25 protein-coding genes are annotated in these 22226 nt (G+C 39.0%); 14 read left to right on the top strand and 11 right to left on the bottom strand.

Translation table 11 applies throughout. The features are described 5' to 3' along the window. Positions 1–5 precede the first annotated feature (5 nt). Complete coding sequence (locus tag J1899_RS19085; protein ID WP_214475952.1) at positions 6–182, top strand: hypothetical protein; 177 nt, start codon at positions 6–8, stop codon at positions 180–182. A gap of 363 nt (positions 183–545) precedes the next feature. Continuing rightward, positions 546–773, top strand: coding sequence for a hypothetical protein (locus J1899_RS19080; protein ID WP_214475950.1), 228 nt, complete (start codon positions 546–548; stop codon positions 771–773). A gap of 640 nt (positions 774–1413) precedes the next feature. Here the strand turns inward: J1899_RS19080 and J1899_RS19075 are convergent. The 4 genes from J1899_RS19075 to J1899_RS19060 form a co-directional block, all read right to left on the bottom strand. Beyond that, positions 1414–1854 (bottom strand): hypothetical protein, encoded by a 441-nt coding sequence (locus J1899_RS19075; RefSeq protein ID WP_214475948.1) that lies wholly within the window; start codon positions 1852–1854, stop codon positions 1414–1416. After that, positions 1838–2059, bottom strand: a complete 222-nt coding sequence (locus J1899_RS19070) for a helix-turn-helix transcriptional regulator (protein WP_066442724.1) — start codon at positions 2057–2059, stop codon at positions 1838–1840. Before J1899_RS19070 ends, J1899_RS19075 begins: the two co-directional genes overlap by 17 nt. A 113-nt stretch (positions 2060–2172) precedes the next feature. Further along, positions 2173–4287, bottom strand: coding sequence for an MMPL family transporter (locus tag J1899_RS19065; protein ID WP_214475946.1), 2115 nt, complete (start codon positions 4285–4287; stop codon positions 2173–2175). Positions 4288–4386: 99 nt separating this feature from the next. Next, positions 4387–4962: a TetR/AcrR family transcriptional regulator gene (locus tag J1899_RS19060; RefSeq protein ID WP_214475944.1), complete on the bottom strand. Its 576-nt coding sequence runs from the start codon at positions 4960–4962 to the stop codon at positions 4387–4389. A gap of 228 nt (positions 4963–5190) precedes the next feature. Here J1899_RS19060 and J1899_RS19055 point away from each other — a divergent pair, with 228 nt between their 5' ends. From J1899_RS19055 to J1899_RS19045, 3 genes are all read left to right on the top strand, one after another. Further along, positions 5191–5679, top strand: a complete 489-nt coding sequence (locus J1899_RS19055) for a hypothetical protein (RefSeq protein WP_214475942.1) — start codon at positions 5191–5193, stop codon at positions 5677–5679. A 197-nt stretch (positions 5680–5876) separates the two neighbouring features. Beyond that, complete coding sequence (locus tag J1899_RS19050; RefSeq protein WP_066442728.1) at positions 5877–6347, top strand: MarR family winged helix-turn-helix transcriptional regulator; 471 nt, start codon at positions 5877–5879, stop codon at positions 6345–6347. Further along, positions 6344–9373: an MMPL family transporter gene (locus J1899_RS19045; RefSeq protein ID WP_214475940.1), complete on the top strand. Its 3030-nt coding sequence runs from the start codon at positions 6344–6346 to the stop codon at positions 9371–9373. The genes J1899_RS19050 and J1899_RS19045 overlap by 4 nt, the downstream gene beginning before the upstream one ends. A gap of 116 nt (positions 9374–9489) precedes the next feature. Here the strand turns inward: J1899_RS19045 and J1899_RS19040 are convergent, their stop codons facing one another. Beyond that, complete coding sequence (locus J1899_RS19040) at positions 9490–10446, bottom strand: DUF4097 family beta strand repeat-containing protein (RefSeq protein WP_214475938.1); 957 nt, start codon at positions 10444–10446, stop codon at positions 9490–9492. A 116-nt stretch (positions 10447–10562) separates the two neighbouring features. Between J1899_RS19040 and J1899_RS19035 the strand changes: the two genes are divergently transcribed. From J1899_RS19035 to J1899_RS19025, 3 genes are all read left to right on the top strand, one after another. Continuing rightward, a complete protein-coding gene (locus tag J1899_RS19035) occupies positions 10563–11009 on the top strand; it encodes a GNAT family N-acetyltransferase (RefSeq protein ID WP_214475936.1) in 447 nt (148 codons plus the stop codon). 138 nt (positions 11010–11147) lie between these two features. Continuing rightward, on the top strand, positions 11148–11669 hold the full coding sequence (locus J1899_RS19030; protein WP_214475933.1) for a sigma-70 family RNA polymerase sigma factor: 522 nt from the start codon (positions 11148–11150) through the stop codon (positions 11667–11669). Then, entirely contained in the window at positions 11662–12975 is a 1314-nt protein-coding gene (locus J1899_RS19025) for a DUF4179 domain-containing protein (RefSeq protein ID WP_214475931.1), read from the top strand. Before J1899_RS19030 ends, J1899_RS19025 begins: the two co-directional genes overlap by 8 nt. Before the next feature lie 65 nt (positions 12976–13040). On the opposite strand, the gene J1899_RS19020 is transcribed toward J1899_RS19025, so the two are convergent. After that, positions 13041–13178, bottom strand: a complete 138-nt coding sequence (locus J1899_RS19020; RefSeq protein WP_180320191.1) for a hypothetical protein — start codon at positions 13176–13178, stop codon at positions 13041–13043. A 289-nt stretch (positions 13179–13467) separates the two neighbouring features. Between J1899_RS19020 and J1899_RS19015 the strand changes: the two genes are divergently transcribed. The 4 genes from J1899_RS19015 to J1899_RS19000 all read left to right on the top strand — a co-directional run bounded on the left by J1899_RS19015 (position 13468) and on the right by J1899_RS19000 (position 16025). Continuing rightward, a complete protein-coding gene (locus J1899_RS19015) occupies positions 13468–14295 on the top strand; it encodes an amino acid ABC transporter substrate-binding protein (RefSeq protein WP_214475929.1) in 828 nt (275 codons plus the stop codon). After that, a complete protein-coding gene (locus tag J1899_RS19010; RefSeq protein WP_066442735.1) occupies positions 14282–14980 on the top strand; it encodes an amino acid ABC transporter permease in 699 nt (232 codons plus the stop codon). Before J1899_RS19015 ends, J1899_RS19010 begins: the two co-directional genes overlap by 14 nt. A 34-nt stretch (positions 14981–15014) precedes the next feature. Then, on the top strand, positions 15015–15749 hold the full coding sequence (locus tag J1899_RS19005; RefSeq protein WP_214475927.1) for an amino acid ABC transporter ATP-binding protein: 735 nt from the start codon (positions 15015–15017) through the stop codon (positions 15747–15749). 75 nt (positions 15750–15824) lie between these two features. Continuing rightward, entirely contained in the window at positions 15825–16025 is a 201-nt protein-coding gene (locus J1899_RS19000) for a hypothetical protein (protein WP_214475925.1), read from the top strand. Positions 16026–16196: 171 nt separating this feature from the next. Here the strand turns inward: J1899_RS19000 and J1899_RS18995 are convergent, their stop codons facing one another. From J1899_RS18995 to J1899_RS18975, 5 genes are all read right to left on the bottom strand, one after another. After that, on the bottom strand, positions 16197–16949 hold the full coding sequence (locus J1899_RS18995) for a (S)-benzoin forming benzil reductase (protein ID WP_214475923.1): 753 nt from the start codon (positions 16947–16949) through the stop codon (positions 16197–16199). A 190-nt stretch (positions 16950–17139) separates the two neighbouring features. Further along, positions 17140–17871, bottom strand: coding sequence for an ATP-binding cassette domain-containing protein (locus J1899_RS18990; RefSeq protein ID WP_214475921.1), 732 nt, complete (start codon positions 17869–17871; stop codon positions 17140–17142). Further along, a complete protein-coding gene (locus J1899_RS18985; protein ID WP_214475919.1) occupies positions 17868–18566 on the bottom strand; it encodes an ABC transporter permease in 699 nt (232 codons plus the stop codon). The genes J1899_RS18990 and J1899_RS18985 overlap by 4 nt, the downstream gene beginning before the upstream one ends. 24 nt (positions 18567–18590) lie before the next feature. Beyond that, complete coding sequence (locus J1899_RS18980; protein WP_214475917.1) at positions 18591–19454, bottom strand: ABC transporter substrate-binding protein; 864 nt, start codon at positions 19452–19454, stop codon at positions 18591–18593. An 8-nt stretch (positions 19455–19462) separates the two neighbouring features. Continuing rightward, the gene (locus tag J1899_RS18975) at positions 19463–20362 is read right to left on the bottom strand and encodes a substrate-binding domain-containing protein (RefSeq protein ID WP_214475915.1); all 900 of its coding nucleotides are present in this window, start codon (positions 20360–20362) and stop codon (positions 19463–19465) included. A 366-nt stretch (positions 20363–20728) separates the two neighbouring features. Between J1899_RS18975 and J1899_RS18970 the strand changes: the two genes are divergently transcribed. Together J1899_RS18970 and J1899_RS18965 are read left to right on the top strand one after the other, a co-directional pair. Further along, positions 20729–21166 (top strand): FixH family protein, encoded by a 438-nt coding sequence (locus J1899_RS18970; RefSeq protein WP_214475912.1) that lies wholly within the window; start codon positions 20729–20731, stop codon positions 21164–21166. 203 nt (positions 21167–21369) lie between these two features. After that, positions 21370–22152 (top strand): DUF4931 domain-containing protein, encoded by a 783-nt coding sequence (locus tag J1899_RS18965; RefSeq protein WP_214478915.1) that lies wholly within the window; start codon positions 21370–21372, stop codon positions 22150–22152. Positions 22153–22226 lie beyond the last annotated feature (74 nt).

The raw sequence follows: 22226 nt of genomic DNA, 5'->3' as shown, positions 1-22226 counted from the left end.
GTGGTTTGTCATTTGGCAAGCCGCTTTTTTTGTGGGTCGGCAGATTGGATATGTGGGGAGAATGGGGGGGTGATAGGAAAGAGCGGATGTTTGATGGGAAAACCGGAAAAATTGATAGGAAAGAGCGGAAATTTGATAGGAAACCCAAACTTTTTGATAGGAAACACAAAAAAATCTCTTAGGAAACTCAGAATTAGCAGGTAAATCTACTTTGGCGGGCAGGAACATGGTTAGGGTTTTCGTGAAAAGAGAGTAAATGCGTGATTAATCGTTAATTTTAGGATCAAAAAAGCGGTTTGATAGGAAAAACCGGTTTTTTGATAGGAAAACTGAAAAAATTGATAGGAAAGAGCGGAATTTTGATAGGAAACCCAAACATTTTGATAGGAAACCCAGAAATTTTGATAGGAAACCCAAAAAAATCTCGTAGGAAACCCAGAATTAGCAGGGTAAATCAACTTTGGCGGGCAGGAACATGGTTAGGGTTTTCGTGAAAAGATAATAATTGCGTGACTAATCGTTAATTTTAGGATCAAAAAAGCGGTTTGATAGGAAAAACCGGATTTTTGATAGGAAAACTGAAAAATTTGATAGGAAAACTGAAAAATTTGATAGGAAAGAGCGGAAATTTGATAGGAAACCCAAACATTTTGATAGGAAAAACAGAAATTTTGATAGGAACCCCAAAAAATCTCTTAGGAAACTCAGAATTAGCAGGTAAATCTACTTTGGCGGGCAGAAACATGGTTAGGGTTTTCGCAAAAAGAGAATAAATGCGTGGTTAATCGTTAATTTTAGGATCAAAAAAGCGGTTTGATAGGAAAAACCGGATTTTTGATAGGAAAACTGAAAAATTTGATAGGAAAGAGCGGAAATTTGATAGGAAACCCAAACATTTTGATAGGAAACCCAGAAATTTTGATAGGAAACCCAAAAAAATCTCGAAGGAAACCCAGAATTAGCAGGGTAAATCTACTTTGGCGGGCAGGAACATGGTTAGTGTTTTCGCAAAAAGAGAATAATTGCGTGATTAATCGTTAATTTTAGGATCAAAAAAGCGGTTTGATAGGAAAGACCGGATTTTTGATAGGAAAACTGAAAAAATTGATAGGAAAGAGCGGAAATTTGATAGGAAACCCAAAAAGTTTAATAGTAGGACCCCACAAATCTTAACAGCAATCCAAAAATAAGCTTGTTCAATAAACCATATCTTCTCTAAAAAGCAAAAACCAATCCATTATTAAGCCGTTTTCTTCTGTTAATTAGTTCATCTAAGAGTCAAAAACCGGAATTTTGATAAGAAACTCAAAAAAACTAACAAACCAACAACCCCTTCACAGTACTTTTCCAGCTGTTCCATCAAAAAATCAGTGAGAAAGGAAAGCCTCCCACTGATTCAAGCTGCCGTTTTGTCTATTCATCCTCATCTTCTTCAAACACTTCTTCCTTCCGTTTTCTCAAGCGGTATATATAATAAGAAGGAACTAGGCCACAGATAAAAATAATGCCGCCGATGATCGCACCATCCCATATTCCATAGCCAGGCGTATTGGCTGTAAGGATGCCTACAATCAGACTAATCAGCAAAGTAACAATGGCACTAATCTGAAGTGATCGATTAGATTTAGTTAAAGTGCGCTCACTGTCAACACTAATGTTCATTGAAAAGTAGGCAAGCACGATCATGGTCACCATAAACACTAGCCAAATCGGGTTATTACGCATTTGATCTATTCCGCCTTGCAGAAATTCATAGAAAAGAATGGCGAAAATGCCTAGTGACTGGACAGCAAAGGCAATTCTAATGTTTTTTAAATTCTTCATGATTAGACGTTCATCAGTTATTTTCTTCACTGTTAAATTCCTCCTCGCTAATCCAAAATATTTCATCCAATTGCGCGTTTACTCTGTAGCAAATTTGCAGGCACAATTTCAGGGAAGGGTTATATTTTCCTTTTTCGATCAAACTGATCGTTTGCCTTGTAATGCCCACACCGTCCGCCAGCTGCTGCTGAGTTAGATTTGCTTTTATTCGAGCCAGTTTCACATTGTTTTTCATAGCAGCCCTCCATATTGAAAATGTAACATATAAATTGCATTATGTAAAATATAAATTACATAACAAAAAGAACCTGAAATGATCAGGTTCTTTTCATCAGCAAATCAATAATTTTATTCCTGCTTTTCCTTCTCTACATGCTCATCCTTCTCCAGCATAACAATCAGTCCAGGCAGGAGTACACCGCGGATCAGGAAGGTATCTAGTAAAATCCCAACGGCAACAATGAAGCCAAAGACGAAGAGCAGCTGAATCGGCTGTGTCATTAAGACAGCAAAGGTTGCGGCAAGAATAACCCCCGCAGAGGAAATGACTCCGCCTGTACTGGAGACAGCCAGTTCAATAGCTTTTTTAACAGGATATTTTTTGCGTTCTTCCTGAAAGCGGGACACAAGAATGATATTGTAATCAATGCCGAGTGCCACAAGAAAAACAAAGGCATATAAGGGCACGCGATTGCTGATGGCACTAATATCAAAGAATAGGTCGGATAAAAATAACCCTAATCCTAAAGCAGACAGCAGTGATACTAAAATGGTTCCAATCATATAGATTGGCATTTTAATCGATCTTGTTAAGAAGATCAGCATCACAAAAATAAGAATCGTCTCAAGTGCGACTATTACAATAATATCGCGATTGTTCACATTGCGGTCATCCACTAGACTTGCCGTTTCGCCTGCGAAGTATAAATTGCCTTCTAGATTAGTTGTTTCGATAATGCTGTCCGATTCTTCAATTGTCTGTTCCATAGCATCAATGACTTCTTCTGAATAGGGATTTTCATCATATGTGACTGAATAGGAGATCACCTTAGAATCGTCGGTTGTTTCTGCGACTGAAACACTTCTCACTAATGATTGATCTTCCAGCGCTAATCTGAGATTTTCGACATCATCTGGTGTGATCGCTTCTTCTGCTTCATATAGCACTGTTGCAGGAGCTATGTCCCCTTTGGCAAACTTCTCAGATAGCAGTTCATAGCCTTGTCTCGAAGGCATATCCTCTGGAAAAGACTTAATGGTATCAAACTCATAATGAAGGTTGAACAGATTTAAGGATGATACAACTAAGAAAACAGCAATGACTGCTACAGCCATACCAGGTTTTTTCACAACGATTCGAGCGACTTTACTCCAAAATGAGTTCTTATTAAGTTGTTCATCGCCCACCTTAGGCACCTTCGGCCAGAATGCTTTGCGTCCAAAAAGGGTGAACAATGCTGGCACTAATGTGACTGAAGCAAGCATAATAATCACCATTGCGGTTGCAAAGGTTGGGGCAAAATTACGATAATCGCCTGACTGAGCGAAAAATAAGACAAGCATTGCTGCGAGTACGGTTCCGCCTGAGAAGAAGACAGGCAAGCCCGTTTCGCGCATGGCTGATTTCATGGAATCGAAGCGGTCTTCATATGTCTTTAATTCTTCACGATAGCGAGAAAAGACGAAGAGTGAATAATCAATAACAGCTGCAAACAATAAGATCGACATGATGGATATGGTTTGCTGGCTGAGATCTAATCCCGAGGCTCCAAGGAATCCGAGTGATTTCATTACAACCTGGTATACAAAACCAGCTGCGAGCAATGGAATAAGTGCAAGCAATGGTGAGCGGTAGATGACAATTAAAAGAATTAAGATTAAGCCAACTGTAGAGAACAGCAATACTAAATCGGCCCTTGAGAATAAATCTACAGAATCAGATGAAATGCCTGCAGGTCCAGTAATAAATAATTCAAGATCTGTTTCTTCAGCAATAATGTCACTGATCTGATGGTTTGCAGCCTGGATTTCCTTCGTTTCCATTGAATCCTGATAAATTAATGGAAGAGATGCAGTTGTTTGATCTTCAGAAACAAAGGATTCAACTGCAGCTGGAGGAAGCGCGGCGAGAGGAATTAGTTCCTTGATTCCATCTATTTGTTCATTTTCTATAGCTTGAAAGGCAGAAACGAGTTCTTCCGTACTTAATTTCCCACTATCTCTATGAAACACGAGTATAGCTGGGATTCCTTTTTCACCTTCGAAATATTGATTTTGCTTACTTTCTGCAATAACTGATTGTGCATCATCAGGCAAGGAAGCAATATTTGAAACCTCATAATCTTTATGATTAGGTCCGAAAATCGTAAATAAGACAGTGATAGCGAGCCATGCGGATAATGTAATCCACATCCCTTTTTTTGTGGAAACCCAGTCTGTGACTGCTTGCAGAAAACCTTTCATTTCTTCTTCTCCTCTCAAAGTGACAGTTGTGTCATTTTAACTATATAGAGGTCTGTGAAAGACCTGCTGTAATCATTATCTTTATAAATGACACTTCTGTCAATTATTATGTGCAAACATGCCGGATTGAAGCATTTCTTTAATTGAGCTTACCCATACTGTTTGGGGGATGCCAAAATGGTTTGGAATAGCGATGGATTGAAAAATATAGCCTAAAATAAGCGTATCAGGCAAATGAGGTTTTAACATGTTTTCCTGCTTGCCGAGGCTAATAAAATCCTGCAAGTGCTTATACATATCAATTTGCATTTCCATCAATCTTTGCTTATTTTTTTTCACAACCTCAGTAGAGGATTGCACTTGTTTGCCGATCTCTATTAATCGGTGCAAGTTGGAATTCTGAAACATAAACGAAATCAGAAAATCAAATTGTCCGTTAAAGTCACTGATATGACTGATTTGCTGCAGCTCTTTATGGGACTGTTCCATTTCAAAAATCATATAAGCAGTAATCAGTTCATCTTTATTTTCAAAGTATTTATATATGGTTCCTCTGGCCACATTTAAGGCGTCTGCCAGATGACTGAAGGTAAATCCTTCATAACCATTGCTTAATAGTAAAGGCTTCACCTGTCTGTATAATTCCTCAAGTGAAAATTTGCGTTCCCGTGCCATAAAAAAACTCACCTCATTCCTTATTATAGGGTATTTTGCCGGCTCATACTAAACGAAAAATGAAATTAACTTTATATGGAAAACTTTTGTTGGGATTATAAAATATACTTTGCAATACACGCTGAAAACAATTACACTTTTTCTGAGAAAATATCGCAGCTATGAACAAGTGTAAGGTTGTCTTATAATAAAAAAATAAGAGTTAATATTAGATTTGGAGGATATAGCATGGCTAAAATAAAATCTATACAGATCGACGGGGAAAATATAGTTTATTTTAATAGTGCCATCTATTTGTTCCATGCTAATTCCGGCTGTACCCTGCAATTAGATATAATTGTCAGTGAAATTACCATTAAAAAGTATACTGATAGAGAAAGTCATATTATAGAAGTGGAATTGGAGAATGGCAGTCTGGTTACTTCATTTATGACCGTGAATATATTGCCTGGAAGGATTCCTCACTTAAATTTTGTCAGTGAAGTGGAGGATGCTGATGAATATAGTGAACTGCCGGCAGTTCACGAAAACGATCTTGATTTTCCAGATATAGAACAAGGCATTACGTTAGAAGAAATTCGTAAAGTAGAGATGCCATATGAAAAGGTTGCCTTAAAATTGACCTTGCCTATAGATCAGGCTGAATGGCTGCAGCAGAAAACCAAAAAAGAATTGAATGCTATTTTTGAAGAACTGTTAGAGGGAAGAATGAAATAAGAATCTCTTTGTACTAATAACACATTCTACTTGCATCGCATAAAAATATGCGATGTTTTTTTGCCTGAAAATGAAAGTGCACTATGGAAAATTTTTATTGACAAGAGATATCATTTTTCATAAAGTTAACTATATTAATAGTTCATGTGTTGAATAATTAAAGTAGAGAATAATTTTATAAAGAGGTGAATATATACATGGGGGAACATTCGATAAAAGATCTTATTGATCGTTATATTGAAATTTCATTTATTGTAAACCGCTGTGGACAGAGCCTGGTGAAAAGTCAGGTTGGCAGTGACTTAACGTATGATCAGCATTATACGTTGCGTCATATTTATAAATCCGGTTCATGTACATCGTCAGAGCTTGCAGAAGTGTTTGATGTGAAAAAAAGCGCAATTACAGCCATTATTACAAGGCTGTGGGAAAAAGGACTTATACTGCGGACACGGGATGAGAGTGATCGCAGGGTGGTCTATTTGACACTGACAGACAAAGCAAAGGCGTTATTCGAAGATACAGAAGAACGTATTCAGAAGTTAGTAGAGTCACTGATTAATAACTTTGAAGAAGATGAAATCAATCAATTTATGGATTCATTTGAGAAGCTTAAGAACTTTATGCTGCAAAGCAAAGAAAATATTCAGACGGAGGAGACAAAGTGAGTACAATCATCAAACGAAAATGGTTTGTCATCATTGCATGGATTGCTATTGTTGCTGGACTTTTTCTTGCTGCTCCGAGCATGGGAGACCTTGTTCGTGAAAAAGGTCAAATTACCGTGCCAGATGAATACTCTTCAGCACTTGCAGGTGAAATTATGTCTGAGGTGCAAGAAGATGAAGGCGGCGGCAATGATACAGGAGTCGCTTTGGTATTTCACAATGAAAATAAGCTGAATGAAGAAGATATTCAAGAGGCTGAAAGAGCGATTCGGTTACTGGAGGACCAGCAAGAAGAGCTTGGAATTACAGAGATTCTAACTCATTTTAATGAAGAATCACTAAGAGATCAGCTTGTATCAGAAGACGGAAAAGCAATACTGGCTCAAGTTACCGTGAACTGGAACGAGCGTGAAGCAAAGGAGCTAAGTGATGCTTTATATACAGCGGTTGAAGATGTAAAGGTTGACCATTATTACACAAGTGAATGGATGATCAGTGAGGACGTGATGACGAGCTCACAGGAAGGACTGAAGAAAACAGAGGGCATTACAGTAGTATTTATACTAGCTGTTTTATTGCTTGTTTTCAGATCGGTCATAGCACCGTTAATCCCGCTTGTCACAGTTGGACTTACCTATTTGGCATCCCAGTCAATTGTCGGTTTTCTTGTTGATCATTTCGACTTTCCGATTTCAAGCTATACACAGATTTTCCTTGTTGCCGTTCTTTTTGGTATAGGGACAGATTATTGTATTTTGCTTTTAAGTCGTTATAAGGAAGAGTTGAGTCATTCGGAGAGTATCACCGACGCCATCATAGCTACTTATAAAAATGCTGGAAGAACGGTATTTTTTAGTGGTGTAGCAGTGATGATTGGATTTGCAGCGATTGGTTTCTCGCAATTTATTCTTTATCAATCCGCGGCCGCTGTGGCGATTGGGGTAGCGATTTTGCTGATTGCCCTTTTTACCATCGTTCCATTCTTTATGGCAGTCCTGGGCAAAAAGCTGTTTTGGCCATCAAAAGGATCGGCAGAGCATGCAGACAGCAAGCTATGGGGAACGGTTGGCAAGTTCTCTTTAGCAAGGCCGTTTATTGCCTTGCTGATTGTTGCTGCCGTATGTGTACCTTTCTTAGCCACATATGATGGAGAGCTTTCATTTAACTCGCTTGAAGAAATTAGCGGAGATGTGAATTCCATCAAAGCATTTAATGCGATTTCTGACAGCTTTAGTCCTGGTGAATCCATGCCAACACAGGTTGTTATCCGAAATGACGAAGAAATGGATTCAACTGAATATATCAGTCTGGCAGAGAAAATCAGCGATGAGCTATCACACATTGACTTAGTTCAAAGTGTCCGCTCGGTTTCAAGGCCAACGGGAGAAGTGATGGATGATTTATATGTCGGATCTCAGGCGGAAACACTCGGAGATGGAATTGGAGATGGCCGTGACGGAGTTGAACAAATTCGGGACGGCTTGAATGAAGCAAACACAATGCTTACAGATCAAGCTCCACAGCTGGAACAATCAACAGCTGGAATTAACCAATTAATAGATGGAACAAATCAGGCGAAAACAGGCCTTGAAACAATTCAGACAAACCTATCAACGATTGAGCAGGGGTTACGGGAAACTTCAATGGGCTCAACTGAGATTATTGCAGGATTAGAAAGAGCGAAAGCTGGCGTTCAGCAGCTGGCAGGTGTATATGAACAGTTGGGCATCGGTTATCAAGATGCTGCTGAAAATTTAGCTCAAGTATCGGATGGACTATCAAAAGCAAATTCAGCTTTGTTTAGTCACTTAGAAGGAAAGTATACAGATTTAAGTGAAGATGCTGTTTACAATCAGCTGAAGAATCAAATTAATGCATTACAGGGAAGTCTGCCGGATATTGTAAATGGAATTAATCAAGGAAACAATGCATTCCAAAATGCAAATAAAGAGCAAAACAATATAGTTGCAGGATTCGACCAACTGCTTGCAGGACTTGAAAAGCAGCAGGCTGGCTTAGAGCAAATGGCAAATGGCCAAGGGCAGATTGTCGGCAGGATTCCTGAATTAACCGATGGTTTAGCTGGTATTGCGACTGGGCAGGAACAATTGCTTGCAGGCTTTGGAGATCTTGATGGACAGATCGGCGAATTAACAGATGGACTCGGCCAAAGTGTTGATGGCTTAACAGAAGTGTCTGACGGACTTGGGTCTGCGCAAGACTATTTAACAGGTTTAGCAAATAGCTCAGACGCGTTTTATTTACCTGAGGATGTGCTTGGCGGTGACGATTTTGCTCAAGTCCTAGATGTCTATTTATCTGAGGATCGCAAAGTAATGACACTGGATGTTATTTTCGAAGCAAATCCGTATTCAAATGATGCAATTAAGCAAATTCCTGAAATTAAGGACACTGTTGAAAAAGCAACTAAAGGAACAAAGCTTGAAAATGCAGTTGTTGCTGTTGGCGGACCAACAAGCATGAATGCTGATTTAGGAACAATGAGTGATCAGGATTACACCCGCACAGTTATTTTAATGCTTGCTGGTATAGCGATTATTCTTGTTTTCTTGTTCCGATCACTTATCATGCCGCTGTATTTAATCGGCTCACTGATTCTGACATATTATACTTCTATGGCGATCAATGAAGTAATTTTTGTCAACATTCTTGGCTACTCAGGCATTAGCTGGGCTGTTCCATTCTTTGCTTTCGTTATTCTTGTTGCACTTGGTGTGGATTACAGTATCTTCCTGATGGATCGTTTCAATGAGTATCGGGACTTGTCTGTATCTGAAGCAATGCTGTTATCGATGAAAAAGATGGGTACAGTAATCATTTCGGCTGCTGTCATCCTAGGCGGGACTTTTGCGGCGATGATGCCTTCTGGAATGCTGTCGCTTCTGCAAATTGCAGCGATCGTCATTGTAGGATTATTCCTCTATGCACTTGTCATTCTGCCATTGTTTATCCCGGTCATGGTGAAAAACTTTGGTGCTGCCAACTGGTGGCCGTTTAAACGATAAATAATTTGAAAGGCAGCGATTTCCTGTTATGGAGTTGCTGCCTTTTATATTTTTGTACATGGTCAAATAAAAAAAGCACCATTTTATGATGAAAAAGGTGCTCCTTTTTAAAAATATTAATTAATCTCAGCTGAACCGCTTGTTACTCGAACATTGACTTCATGTGTCCCAGCTCCGCTTTTACCAGTAAAGCCATCATCGCTTTCGGATTTGTTTTCTAATGGAAGGTTCGCAGATATATGCCCGCTATTATATTCGCCGTTTATGGTATAGTCTCCATCATCTGGTAAATCAAGCTGAAGTCGTCCAGAGCTTGCACGAAGATCAATATCATCTGTAACTTCTTTAAAGGAAGCTGTTAATCGGCCGGAGGATAACTCTCCTGTTAATCCGCCAGTCATGTTATCTAGTGAGAAATCTCCTGAACTTAGATTTGCCTTAATATCATCCGCTGTTATGCTGTCCCCATCAATTCTTCCGGAAGATGCTTTAAGAGATACAGATTCTGCAGTAACATTGTTAATATCAGCTTTTCCGGAACTTATGGAAAAATCACTTACTTTGGCTTCAATACCATCAACGCTCATCACGCCAGAAGTAGCCTCAAGTGAAACCGTTTCTGCTAGGATGTTTTGGACATTTATTTTTCCTGAACCTAATTTAACATCCATCTCGTCAAGCTGCCAATCATTTTCACCATTTACGTCAATCGTGCCAGATCCGCCTCTAATGGATAAAGTGCGGTCAAATGTCTCAGGAACATGAATGACAATCGTTGCTGTTCTATTAAAGGGGCTGCTGAACCAAAACTTACGTTCATACTTTATTTTCAATGTGTCGCCTTCCTCTGTGACATTAACTTCCCCTTTTCCTTCAATCTCTGTTTCTAAATCATCACCGCTCGTTCTTTGAATTGTCGCATTTGCACCTTCTAATTCAATTGCGATTTCTTCAATATTGGAACCAACTTTGCCATTAGATGCACTGCTTCCAAGCGGCAGCCATTGGTAGGCAGTAGTAGCAATAACATATAAGCTCACTAATACTAAAAATATGATAAAAATTCTTTTCATAAATCCTCCTTGTTGTACTCTGTTTTCCTTATTTTACTATAAAATAAGGGAAGCGGTATTGAGCCATAGCAGGATTCTGATATAAGACTTAAGGAGTATAAGGACTGAGGTGCAGTATGGATTGGAAGATCATTGAAATAACGAAGAGTTACGAAATGGAAGCGAAAGCGCTAATACTCGATGGATTTCTAGAAAGATTCGGCTTTATTGATCATCATCTAAATCCTGATCTTAACCATATCTATGAACATTATTGTATTGACGGTTCTGTTTTTCTCATAGGGCTTTTACATAATGAATTAGTTTGTACAGGGGCATTGACCAAAGAAGCTGAAGGGACAGGGAGGATTCAAAGAATGTCGGTTATACGAACCTTAAGAGGCAAAGGTCTGGCAAAAAGAATGCTGAAAGCTCTTGAACAAAAAGCGGTGGATTTACAATATAGCAAACTGGTGCTTGAAACGAATAGGAACTGGGAAAGTGCAGTAAAGCTATACACAAGCAACGGTTATAGCCTGGAGGAAGAAGAAAGTCAATTTGTTCATCTTTATAAAATGTTGTGAAGACTTGCTTTAAAAGCAGGTCTTTTCTCTGGGCCTTTCAAAAATTTGAGTATAAATAGGTATCTTTCTAAAAAAGTGAAAACCTTTTGCTTATTCAGCGGTCTAATACATATAGAAATTAGGGCAGGGGGGAACGGTGTGGAGCTCGAAAAGGCTGTCCGAAAAGCTCGGCGAGGAAATGATGAGGCATTCCTTTTCATCATTAACACCATTAAATTAGATTTATATAAAACAGCATATGCTTATCTGCACAATCGGGAGGATGCCCTTGAAGCTGTCCAGGAAGTCACAGTCCGAATTTATCAAGAGATAAAAAAATTACGGAAAGAGGCTTTCTTTAAAACTTGGGCAATCAAAATTATGATCAATTATTGCAATGACGTGCTGCGAAAAAGAAAGCACACAGTGCTGAATGATGAACTTGTGCATGTGAGCGGTAAAGCGGATAGCTATACATTGTTAGAGATAGAAGATGCCATGAACCAGTTAGATCAGCGTTCTCGAGAAATTCTGACACTGAAATATTTTCATGATATGAAACTCAAAGATATCGCCATTACTTTGGAATGCCCGGAAGGAACAGTAAAAACCTGGCTGAACAAAGCCTTAAAATCATTGCGGAAACTGCTGGATGAGAAAGGCGGAATGTCACATGTTTGAGAAAGAAGAAAAAAATTTAATCGGATGGAAAAAGGCGTATGATGAATTACCATATCCTGCAGAAGATATAGATGCTGCCATTCAAGCAGGTTTTCAGAAAGGCAGGCAGCAAAAGAAGAAGGTTATGCGAAAAAGATGGCTATATAGTTCTGCGGCTGCTGCGGTATTCTTCATCACCTTCTTTGTCAGCATCCGCTACTCAAATGTATTGGCAAATTATATAGCGGTTATTCCAGGCATGGAAAAGGTCGTCGAGAAGATCCGCTATGATAAAGGGCTATTGTCTGCCGTGGAGAATGACTATGTGCAGGAGGTTGGCGTTTCTCAGGAAAGGAATGGCTTGAAGGTAAATATAGATCATGTCATTGCAGATGAATATGGAATGGTTCTTTTTTATTCCATCGAGTCAAATGAAAACCAAACGACCTATCAGATCCATGACTTAGAGCTGAAAAGTGCTAAAGGGAAAGACCCAGTGATGGCTACGAGCGGATATGGTGTTGATTTTCCAAGTGATACTCCAAGAAATAAAGTAGATACGACTGCAGAGCTGTTTTTCAGTGAACCATTAGAAACAACTGATTTTATATTAGATATAGAAGTAGGAACAGGCACGCAAAAAGAGCAATTCGAGATTCCTTTTTCTTTAAATAAATCGCTGGAACAAAAGAAAACTTACGAAGTCAATAAGACTGTATCAATTGAGCAGCAGAACATTACTATAAAACAAGTGGAAATCTATCCGCTTAGGGTAGCAGTTACCTTAGAAATGGATGAAAGCAATAGTAAAAAAATACTTTCATTTGATGATTTAAGACTTGTTGACGAACATGGGGAAGCATGGACAAATATATCCAATGGTGTTACCGCTAATTATATAAATGAGCATGAACAAATTTTATATTTGCAAAGTAATTATTTTAAAGAACCAGAAGAGTTATATATTGTTCTAAATCGCTTGCAGGCCATTGATCGTGAGGATGATACGGTAGTTGTTGACACAAGCACAGAGGAAATTGTAAAACAGCCTAAAGGAGACCTTCTTTCAGATTTGGAGGTTATTGGAAATGATGTGTGGTTTAAGTTGAAAACAGAGAAAGAGTTTAATTACTCTTTATTCAGTTCTGCGAAGGACACAAACGGGAATGATTACTATCATGGCAATATGGTTGAGGGGACTGTTGAAAATGGAAAGCAAAGAATGGGTATTCATTTGGAATCCGATAAGATTGCCGGCCCCTTAACATTAGAATTTTCTTTTTACCCGGAATGGATTAGGGGAGAAGCGAAAGTAAAAGTAAAGTAACAGTAACATTTAGAAGGCCGATGGTACTCTCAATTACCGTCGGCTTTTTTCTGCGATCAAAATGGTTAAGAATCTAGATCTGTTTTATCTTTTTGATCTTTATTCCGCTTGTTTCCTTTACTGTTATCGCCGCTAACGATATGAGCCGTATCATTGCTTGGTGAGTTTTGATTTTTGCTGCCTTTGTTAGGTGTTCTAGTCATGAAAATTTCCTCCTGTCTTTGTTGAAGACATTAAATTTGTACATTCATGGTTTTCCCATTTTAGGAAAAGATCATGAGTGGAAATCCGTGTAAAAATGTTCCGTTTGGTAAAGATAAGAACAGGGAAAATACTCATCATTACAATTGGCAAAGCTATATAAAATGCTCATTGTTGCAGGAGTTGCTTTAGGATTATAAGAAAGAAAGAGCAATTCTCTTTACAGCAAGGTGGGCATGTAATATGATAGCTAATGCTGACAAAACTAATCGGGATTAGGGGGTTTGTAACATGAAAAAGAATTCTATTTTATTGATTGTAATGCTAAGCTTTGCCTTGCTTCTTGCAGCCTGCGGAAATAACAATGAAGCAGAGCCGGAAAATACGGGCGGAGCAGATGAAAATACAAATGAAGAAGATTTACTGGCTAAAGTTAAGGAAGAGGGAGAATTGCTGATTGGAACAGAGGGAACTTATCCTCCATTTACTTTCCATGACGATAGCGGAGAATTAACTGGTTTTGATGTTGAAGTTGCGAAAGAGGTTGCAGAACGTCTTGGTGTTGAACCTGTATTTATGGAAACACAATGGGATGCTATGTTTGCCGGATTAGACTCAAAACGTTTTGATATGATTGCCAACCAAGTTGGGATTAGACCAGATCGTCAGGAGAAATATGACTTCTCAGAGCATTATATTACTTCTTCTGGTGTATTAATTACCCATAATGATAACGATACAATTAAAGATTTTGAGCATATTGAAGGATTAAAAGCGGCACAATCCATGACAAGCAACTATGCTGATATTGCCCGTGAATATGGTGCAGAAATCGTGGGAGTGGAAGGGTTTAACCAGGCAATTGAACTAATCAACTCTCAGCGCGCTGATGTCACAATTAACGATAATTTATCTTTCCTTGATTTTAAAAAGCAAAAACCAGATGCCCCAGTGAAAATGGTAGCAACAATGGATGATGCGTCTCAAAGCGGATTTATGTTCCGTAAAGGAAACGAGCCATTTATCGAGGAAGTAAACAAAGCAATAGAAGAAATGATTGAAGACGGAACATATTTAGAAATCTCTGAGAAATGGTTTGGTGAAGATGTACTTAACTAATATTTTTACAGATCCAGAACGGATTGACCGTCTGATTAGTATCGCTAAAAGCTCCCTTCTGCCTTTGCTGGAGGGAGCCATTTCCTATACAATTCCATTGGCTCTGATTTCTTTTGTTATCGGACTTACATTGGCTGTTTTAACAGCATTAGCTCGAATTTCAACGATAAGAGTACTGCAGATTATTGCTAGAGTTTACGTTTCAGCTATTCGAGGAACACCGCTATTAGTGCAATTATTTCTTATTTTTTATCTGCTGCCAGCGCTAAATATTATTATTGATCCATTTCCTTCGGCGGTGATTGGATTTTCCTTAAATGTAGGAGCGTATGCATCGGAAGTAATTCGGGCCGCTATTCTATCGATCCCAAAAGGACAATGGGAAGCTGGCTATTCTATGGGGATGTCTTATCAGCAGCTGTTAAAAAGAATCATTTTGCCCCAGGCGTCAAGGGTATCAATTCCTCCGCTTTCAAATACATTCATAAGCCTGGTAAAGGATACATCATTGGCTTCCATGATTCTCGTTACAGAAATGTTTAGAAGGGCACAAGAAATAGCAGCAACTAATTATGAATTCATACTGCTTTATTCAATGGCTGCTTTAATCTATTGGGTGATTTGCTTCGTACTTTCCGTTTTACAAGGATTTATGGAAAAAAGACTTAATCGCTATGTGTCATAAGCATTCCTGTATATAGGAGAAGGAGTTTAGATCAATGATTACACTAAAAGGACTGCATAAGAAGTTCGATGAATTGGAAGTGCTCAAAGGGATTGACCTGCAAGTGGATCGAGGCAAGGTTGTTGTGGTTATTGGTCCTTCAGGATCAGGTAAAACAACATTGCTGCGCTGCATGAATGTGCTGGAAACACCTACAGCAGGTGAAATTTCAATAGATAATCAAACATTAGATTTTACTGACTCTGTTTCAAAAAAAGCTATTTCTTCTTTTAGAAGATTGACTGGGATGGTATTTCAAAGCTACAACTTATTTCCGCATATGACAGCACTCGGCAACGTAATGGAAGGTCCATTAACTGTTAAAGGTGAAAGCAAAGAGGCTGTCAGAAAAAGAGCAGAGGAATTATTATCAAAAGTTGGTCTTGGCGATAAACTTGATTACTATCCGTTTCAATTATCCGGCGGTCAGCAGCAGCGTGTGGGAATAGCACGTGCTCTGGCAATGGAACCAAAGGTAATGCTCTTTGATGAGCCTACCTCTGCACTTGACCCGGAACTTGTCGGAGAAGTGCTAAAGGTCATGAAAAACCTTGCTTCTGAAGGGATGACGATGGTTGTGGTTACCCATGAAATGAGATTTGCCGAAGAAGCGGCTGACGAAGTGATCTTTATGGACGGCGGCCACATTATCGAACGCGGAGCTCCAAGCCAAATCTTTACGAATCCAAAAGAAGAACGAACAAAGCAATTTCTCAATATGATTCAATGAGCATGACCCCGTGGATGGAAACGGGGTTTTTTGTTTTTTAATAGAAAGGGAGAAAGTAATAAAAAGATACAGTGAATGATCGAAAAAAGGAGTGAAATGATCGAAAGTGTCTGGGAAATGATTAAGGAATTTCGGGAAATGATCGATATGGTCTTTAGATTGATTGAAAAAGTCTTAATATTGACAGAAAACACCAGGGTATACAAGCAGGGGGATTTAGCAATATGCCTTTCAATTGAAACGAAAAACCTGCAAAAGCAATTATTCTGGAGTTGAAATCAAAATCACTAAAAAGCTGCAAAACAGCTATTTTTCCAAAAAAAAATGCTCCCAAAATGGAAGCAATTAAAAGGGGGATTTACACTTGTACAAATAGTATGAGCAAATCTTTTTCATTCTATACATAAATTTTTGAAAATTTTCAAAAGGGAGAATACTAAGCGTGATTTAGTTCAAAAAATCATTAATCTGATAGATGACTCCACTCTTGGTTTCTGTGTCTAGAAGAAGGGAGACAAAAATATTTGCGACCGTTTCCGGTGCACGGAGAAGACCGTCTTCCTTATAACCTTGAAATTTAGCAATGTCAGTAAATTGTTCTTCGCTGGAGGAGCGGATCTCTCCTTGCATATCTGTATCCATAATGCCTGGATTAAAGGCAAAAATCTTATGGGATGTGCCAGCGGTTTCTTGTTCCAGCGCGACCGTTTGTGTAAACATATTCAGAGCAGCTTTTGTACTGCAGTACACACTCCAGCCTTCAATCGGACGCTGGGCAGCACCAGAAGTAATATTTGCTATAGTCACTTTTTTATCTGTTATTTTAAGCACCATATTCGTCATGATGATAGGAGATATCAGATTGATTTGGGTGCTATCAGTAACAGTTTGAGGATGTAAATGACCAACTGTATGTATGGGCGCAACTGTTCCGGCATTATGGATCAGAAAAACTTCTTCCGTGTCAGGCTGGTTCACCTTTTCATACACCTTTGTAAATGTGTCTTCCACTTCCGAACCGTCTGCGAGATTACAAGGGAAGTGATAATAGCTTTGGCCATTGTCAGCAGCAATGGTGTGTAGTGTGCTGTTCTCTGAACGGGAAATCGATATAATCGAATACCCTTCTTCCGCAAGTTTTTGAGAGATCGCTGCACCGAGACCCCTTGAAGCTCCTGTTACAATCGCAATCTTTTTCATGAAATCACTCCTTCTATTTTCTTTTATCTGCAAGTATTAGTCTACTTCATTAAAACAAAGAAGCAGATCATGTGAAAGTAAATCAGCTTGATTTAGGTTTATTGTTAGTGTGATTATAAAAATCTGCATGTATAGCCAGAACAGCAAAAAAGCATAGATTGGAAAATCCATACTTCTTCACTCATTCTTCTTAATTTAAGACCATACCATTTAAAAAGTGTTTTGTGTTTTCTGCGGGGGAGTTTAAGACATCTGCCGTGCATCCGATCTGACCTAGTTTGCCATTTATTAAAACAGCGAGCCGGTCTGTCAGGAATTTAATCTCTTCTAAATCATGGCTGACAAATACGGCTGTGGTTTCTGTTTCTTGCAGTAGTGGCTTCAAGTCTTTTAGTAGTTTTACCTTAGAAGGATAGTCAAGAGCAGAAAAGGGTTCATCCATAAATAAAATTTTTGGCTGTAAAACAAGCGCTCTGGCCAAGTTAACCCGCTGTGCTTCGCCGCCTGAAAGAAAGCGGGCATTTCTGTTGGCGAGATGAGAAATGGATAGCTGCTCAAGCCAATACTCGGTGCGCTCTTTTATAATAGATCTAGGAATCTTTCTTAATTTTAAGCCGCTGGAGACGTTTTTGGCTGCCGTTGTATCCAGGAGAAGGCTTTGCTGCATAACCACAGCAAGTTCTCTTCTGATTGCAAGTGGTATAGATGCAGCTGTATATGGTGCTCCTTCAAATTGAATCGTTCCGCTGCTCTGTGACTCAAGGAAGGACATCAGTTTAATGAGTGTACTTTTTCCGGCACCGTTTGGGCCGATGATGCCGAGAATTTCACTTTTATATAAGGAAAGATCCTGTACTTCTAGATAGGTTTTAGCTGCTCTCTGGAAAAGAAGATTGTGAACAGATAGGATCGTTTTTTTCATTGTATCTGCTTCCTTTGCTGGAGAATTGTAAGCAGGAATGTTATCGCAAAAGCTAGCCCCATTAAGATGAAGGAGAGGGCAAGAGCCACATCAAAATTTCCTTTTGAAACTTCCATCACTATGGACGTTGTTAAGATTCTTGTCTCGCCAAGAATGTTGCCGCCTACCATCATGGCTGCTCCCACCTCTGCAATCACACGGCCAAAGCCCGCCATAACAACAGCCATAATGGCAATTTTGGTTTCCTTCATTAAGAGAAAAATCATTTGTACTTTAGAAGCACCAAGCGCTTTAATCTGCAGAAGAAGTTTTTTGTCTATTTGCTGAAAGGCGCTTGACGTTAAACCAATAACAATAGGCAGTGAAACGAGTATTTGAGCGAGTATTATCGCAAATGGGCTATATAATAAGGAAAAAGAGCCGAGCGGGCCATTTCGCCACAGCAGCATCGTAATCCACAGTCCAGCAACCACAGGCGGCAATCCCATCCCAATGTTAATGAGGGATAGAAGAAGGCGCCTGCCTCGAAATGATGAGAGGCCAAGCGCTACTCCGAGCGGAATGCCGACAATCGTGCTGAAGATGACTGCTGATAAGGACACGCGGAGGGTGAGCAGTGTAATTTCTACTAATTGCATATCACCTGTTGCCAGCATGCTAAACGCTTGTTTTAGACCCTCTATCAGCAGTTCCATCTGTATCCTCCCCAGCCTGTATCTTTATTCTGTATATTTGAAGAATAATGCTTCACCATATTCGTCTTTTCCAAACTCTTCTATTACTTTTTGTGTCTCATCACTGACCATAAAATCCCCAAAGGCTTCTGCGCCTTCTGCATATACTTTGTTGTGCTTCTCAGGGTTTACTTGCATAACGTGGTAAATATTTAATAGACCTTCATCGCCTTCAACCAGGATACTTAAGCCCAGTGTATCCTGGTGTGCTAAAAATGTAGCACGGTCCGTTAATACATAGCCGCCTCTGTCAGCAGCAATTTGCAGAGTGTCGCCCATTCCTTGTCCTGTCTCCGTATATCCGCTGTTTTCAGATGGCGTAATACCCGCCGCTTCCCAAATGCCAAGTTCTTTCTTATGTGTGCCTGAATCATCTCCACGAGAAATAAACACAGCGTTTTCTTCAGAAATTTTCACAAATGCTTCTTGAACAGGAAGTCCTGAAACTCCAGCTGGGTCTTCTTTAGGGCCGATCATTATAAAATCATTGTACATAACGCGTTTACGATTAATGGCATCCCCGCTGTCTACAATCTCCTGTTCGGCTGCAGGTGCATGAACTAAAAGGACATCTGCTTCACCTTGTGTTCCCATTTCAAGTGCTTGGCCGGTGCCAACAGCAATTGTTTTTACATTGATGTTTTCTTCTTCTTCAAATATGGGGATTAATTCGTCAAGTAAGCCGCTATCTTGTGTGCTAGTAGTGGTCGCTAAGATTAAGTCTTTGGGTTCTTCAGCACTTTGAACATTGTCATTTGATTCTGCTGGTGAGCCTTGGCATCCTGCTGCGAATAAAAGTAATGCTGTCAGAATAGTTAATAATAATAAACGAGAATGTTTCAAGTTCATTCCTCCAATTATCTGCTGTCATATGTAATACGTCCAAACTGACTGCCATCATATCCTGCAAGAGCATCTATATGTTCTCGAAAGCTGGTCAGTTCGAGCACATCCATAATATGCTGCAGAGCGTTTGCATTTTTTTGAGTCCACTTAAAAACCAAATCAAACTGTTCTACTGCCACGGGAATGAAGTCGAGGTTCAGTCTGCTTGCTGCTGTTTTAATGCCAAAGGTGGCATCGGCATTTCCGCTGCTGATATGAGATGCGGCAGATAAATGAGTCCATTCCTCATGTTCATAACCATTGATCACAAGCGGATTTATCTTTTTTTCTGAGAGAATCGTATCAAATAAGAAGCGAGTGCCAGATCCTTTTTGACGGTTAACGAATATAAGGTCATTTCTCTCCAGGTCTTTTATTCCTTCAATGTTTTGTGGATTTCCTGCTGCGGCAATAAGTCCTTGCTCACGGGCAGCCAGCCGCATAACAGTAATCTTTTCATGAACAAATAACTGATGAATAAAAGGGAGGTTATACATTTTAGAAACTGGATCAAGCAGGTGAACAGCGGCAATATCACATCGGCCTTTATATAACTCCATTAAACCTTCGAGACTGCCAATATAGGAAGGCTGAATGCTGATGTCTAAGTCTTCTTTAGAAACATATTGAACAAGTGACTCTACTAAAAAATCATGGCTGCCCGCTAAGCGAAGCTGAATGGATTGCGATTGTTTAACGGGTGCTGACATTGTCCCGGTTTTTAATCGATTCAGTTCCCGTTCTTCAATCCTCATTTTCTTGCCAACTTTAAATGAAGCCAGTTCACCTCTTTTAATGAGTTCATAGACCGTATGTTTTGAAATCTTTAATAAGGCAGCTACTTCATCTGGTGTATAGATCTTATTATGCAAACATCATCCCCTCTTTCGGACTACATAACAAAATTACTATGGATAATGAAGCAAAGATGTGACTTTTGTTATGTTTGGTGAAGGTATGTTGTGAAAATATAGATTTTGTCACAGAACGTTCAAAACTAACGAGATGACGGAATCATGTTGAACATGTATACTTTTCGGTGCAAAGGGAATTATGGGATTTATTCATTGAAGAAGTAAAGATCGAGAGAAAAGAAATGAATGACAGTATGATTTTAAATTTTCAATACAGATAAATAAATCCCTGAATTAATTAAGAATATTAGAGAAATTTCATGGATTTTTCACATTTGGAATGTATCTTCAAACCATACCGACTAGCAGAAAGAGGGAAATGAGTTGAAAAAGTGGATAGTAAGCTTAGGTTTAATTTCAATTGTCTTAGCTGGATGTGGAAATAACGGAGATGATTCAAATAATAACGAAGAGGTTCCGGTATTTGTTGAAGCAAGCTTAGATGTTCCGGAAAGTGCTGAGTTAGGGGAGGAAGTATCATTTACGGTTACGGTAATGCAAGGAACTGAACCGGTCGATGATGCCGATGAAGTCGTTTTTGAAATTTGGCAGGGAGAAGATAGAGAGCAGAGCGAAGAAATAGAAGCTGTCTCAGAAGGCGATGGGAAATATACAGTCCAAAAAGCATTTGCTGAAGATGGCGTTTATTCTGTTCAATCACATGTAACAGCAAGAGATTTGCACACAATGCCGAAGAAAACGATTACGGTAGGAAATGCTGCTGATGCTGATCAAACTGAACAGGGAGAAGACAATTCATAAGGGCTCATAAATAATATGCTGCAGTCATAAGTGCAGTTTCATACAAGTAATTAGGAACTTATCTAACTGCAGCAAAGTCTGCAAAACAAAAGCACAAAGGGTAATCCTAGTGCTTTTTATTCTGCGTTCAATCCGCAAATCCCCGCTTAATGAGTTTTCAATTTATAATAGAAGAAACAGAGGGAAATTGGGGAGAGATTATGATGACTTGTACACACCTGCATTTTCTTACATCAGTAGGGGTAAAGAAACCAAATAGCATTCGTAACAAAGATGTAATGTGTCCGTTCTGTGCAAGAGAGCTTCTAACCGATATTATTGATACTGACGGTCCCATTATGTTATTAAAAAATAAGTATCCTGTTTTACAAAAATCGTATCAAACCGTATTAATTGAAACAGATGATTGCCATTCTGAGCTGTCGATCTATCAAAAAGATCATTTATATCGTCTATTCCGCTTTGCAATTAATCATTGGATAAAGATGGAGGAAACAGGGAAATATGAGTCTGTCTTGTTATTCAAGAATCATGGCCCGCTTTCTGGAGGCAGCATTGCCCATCCGCATATGCAAATCATCGGTCTTGAAGATGTGGATTATACATTACATATAAAAGCTGAGGATTTTATTGGTTTAGAAATAGACAGCTATAAAGGTACAGAATTTACTTTATCGACTATGCCGAAAATTGGATTTTATGAATTTAATGTAAAACTTGGTGAACGAAAAGATATTGAGCCATTTGCTCGTTATGTGCAAACAGCAGTACATTATATCCTTACGAATTTTCCGTTTCACTGTAATAGCTATAACCTTTTCTTCTATAAACTAGGGCAAGAGAGATATGCCAAAATTGTGCCGCGATTCGTGACAAGTCCATTATATGTTGGATTTTCAATTCCGCAGATCCCCGATAATCTAGAATGGATGAAAGAGGATATAAAAAAGCACTATTTTACAAATACAGAGCACTTCCATAATTGAAAATATAACCATTCACATTTAGAAGTTGTGATTTGTTCACTTTAAAAATATAATGAAATATTGAGTGCAAACGA

This window comes from Cytobacillus gottheilii (assembly GCF_018582665.1).
GTDB lineage: Bacteria > Bacillota > Bacilli > Bacillales > Cytobacillaceae > Cytobacillus > Cytobacillus gottheilii.
The sequence above is the reverse complement of the archived record's forward strand: the minus strand, read 5'-3'. Positions and strand labels throughout refer to the sequence as shown.

Bases quoted from the DNA above. Each gene is read 5' to 3' on its own strand.
- J1899_RS19000 (WP_214475925.1), top strand. From the start codon at position 15,825: ATGATCGAAAAAAGGAGTGAAATGATCGAAAGTGTCTGGGAAATGATT.
- J1899_RS19055 (WP_214475942.1), top strand. From the start codon at position 5,191: ATGGCTAAAATAAAATCTATACAGATCGACGGGGAAAATATAGTTTAT.
- J1899_RS18980 (WP_214475917.1), bottom strand. From the start codon at position 19,454: ATGAACTTGAAACATTCTCGTTTATTATTATTAACTATTCTGACAGCA.
- J1899_RS19020 (WP_180320191.1), bottom strand. From the start codon at position 13,178: ATGACTAGAACACCTAACAAAGGCAGCAAAAATCAAAACTCACCAAGC.
- J1899_RS18985 (WP_214475919.1), bottom strand. From the start codon at position 18,566: ATGGAACTGCTGATAGAGGGTCTAAAACAAGCGTTTAGCATGCTGGCA.
- J1899_RS18995 (WP_214475923.1), bottom strand. From the start codon at position 16,949: ATGAAAAAGATTGCGATTGTAACAGGAGCTTCAAGGGGTCTCGGTGCA.
- J1899_RS19060 (WP_214475944.1), bottom strand. From the start codon at position 4,962: ATGGCACGGGAACGCAAATTTTCACTTGAGGAATTATACAGACAGGTG.
- J1899_RS18990 (WP_214475921.1), bottom strand. From the start codon at position 17,871: ATGAAAAAAACGATCCTATCTGTTCACAATCTTCTTTTCCAGAGAGCA.
- J1899_RS18965 (WP_214478915.1), top strand. From the start codon at position 21,370: ATGACTTGTACACACCTGCATTTTCTTACATCAGTAGGGGTAAAGAAA.
- J1899_RS19065 (WP_214475946.1), bottom strand. From the start codon at position 4,287: ATGAAAGGTTTTCTGCAAGCAGTCACAGACTGGGTTTCCACAAAAAAA.
- J1899_RS19015 (WP_214475929.1), top strand. From the start codon at position 13,468: ATGAAAAAGAATTCTATTTTATTGATTGTAATGCTAAGCTTTGCCTTG.
- J1899_RS19010 (WP_066442735.1), top strand. From the start codon at position 14,282: ATGTACTTAACTAATATTTTTACAGATCCAGAACGGATTGACCGTCTG.
- J1899_RS19005 (WP_214475927.1), top strand. From the start codon at position 15,015: ATGATTACACTAAAAGGACTGCATAAGAAGTTCGATGAATTGGAAGTG.
- J1899_RS19040 (WP_214475938.1), bottom strand. From the start codon at position 10,446: ATGAAAAGAATTTTTATCATATTTTTAGTATTAGTGAGCTTATATGTT.
- J1899_RS19025 (WP_214475931.1), top strand. From the start codon at position 11,662: ATGTTTGAGAAAGAAGAAAAAAATTTAATCGGATGGAAAAAGGCGTAT.
- J1899_RS19035 (WP_214475936.1), top strand. From the start codon at position 10,563: ATGGATTGGAAGATCATTGAAATAACGAAGAGTTACGAAATGGAAGCG.
- J1899_RS19070 (WP_066442724.1), bottom strand. From the start codon at position 2,059: ATGAAAAACAATGTGAAACTGGCTCGAATAAAAGCAAATCTAACTCAG.
- J1899_RS19050 (WP_066442728.1), top strand. From the start codon at position 5,877: ATGGGGGAACATTCGATAAAAGATCTTATTGATCGTTATATTGAAATT.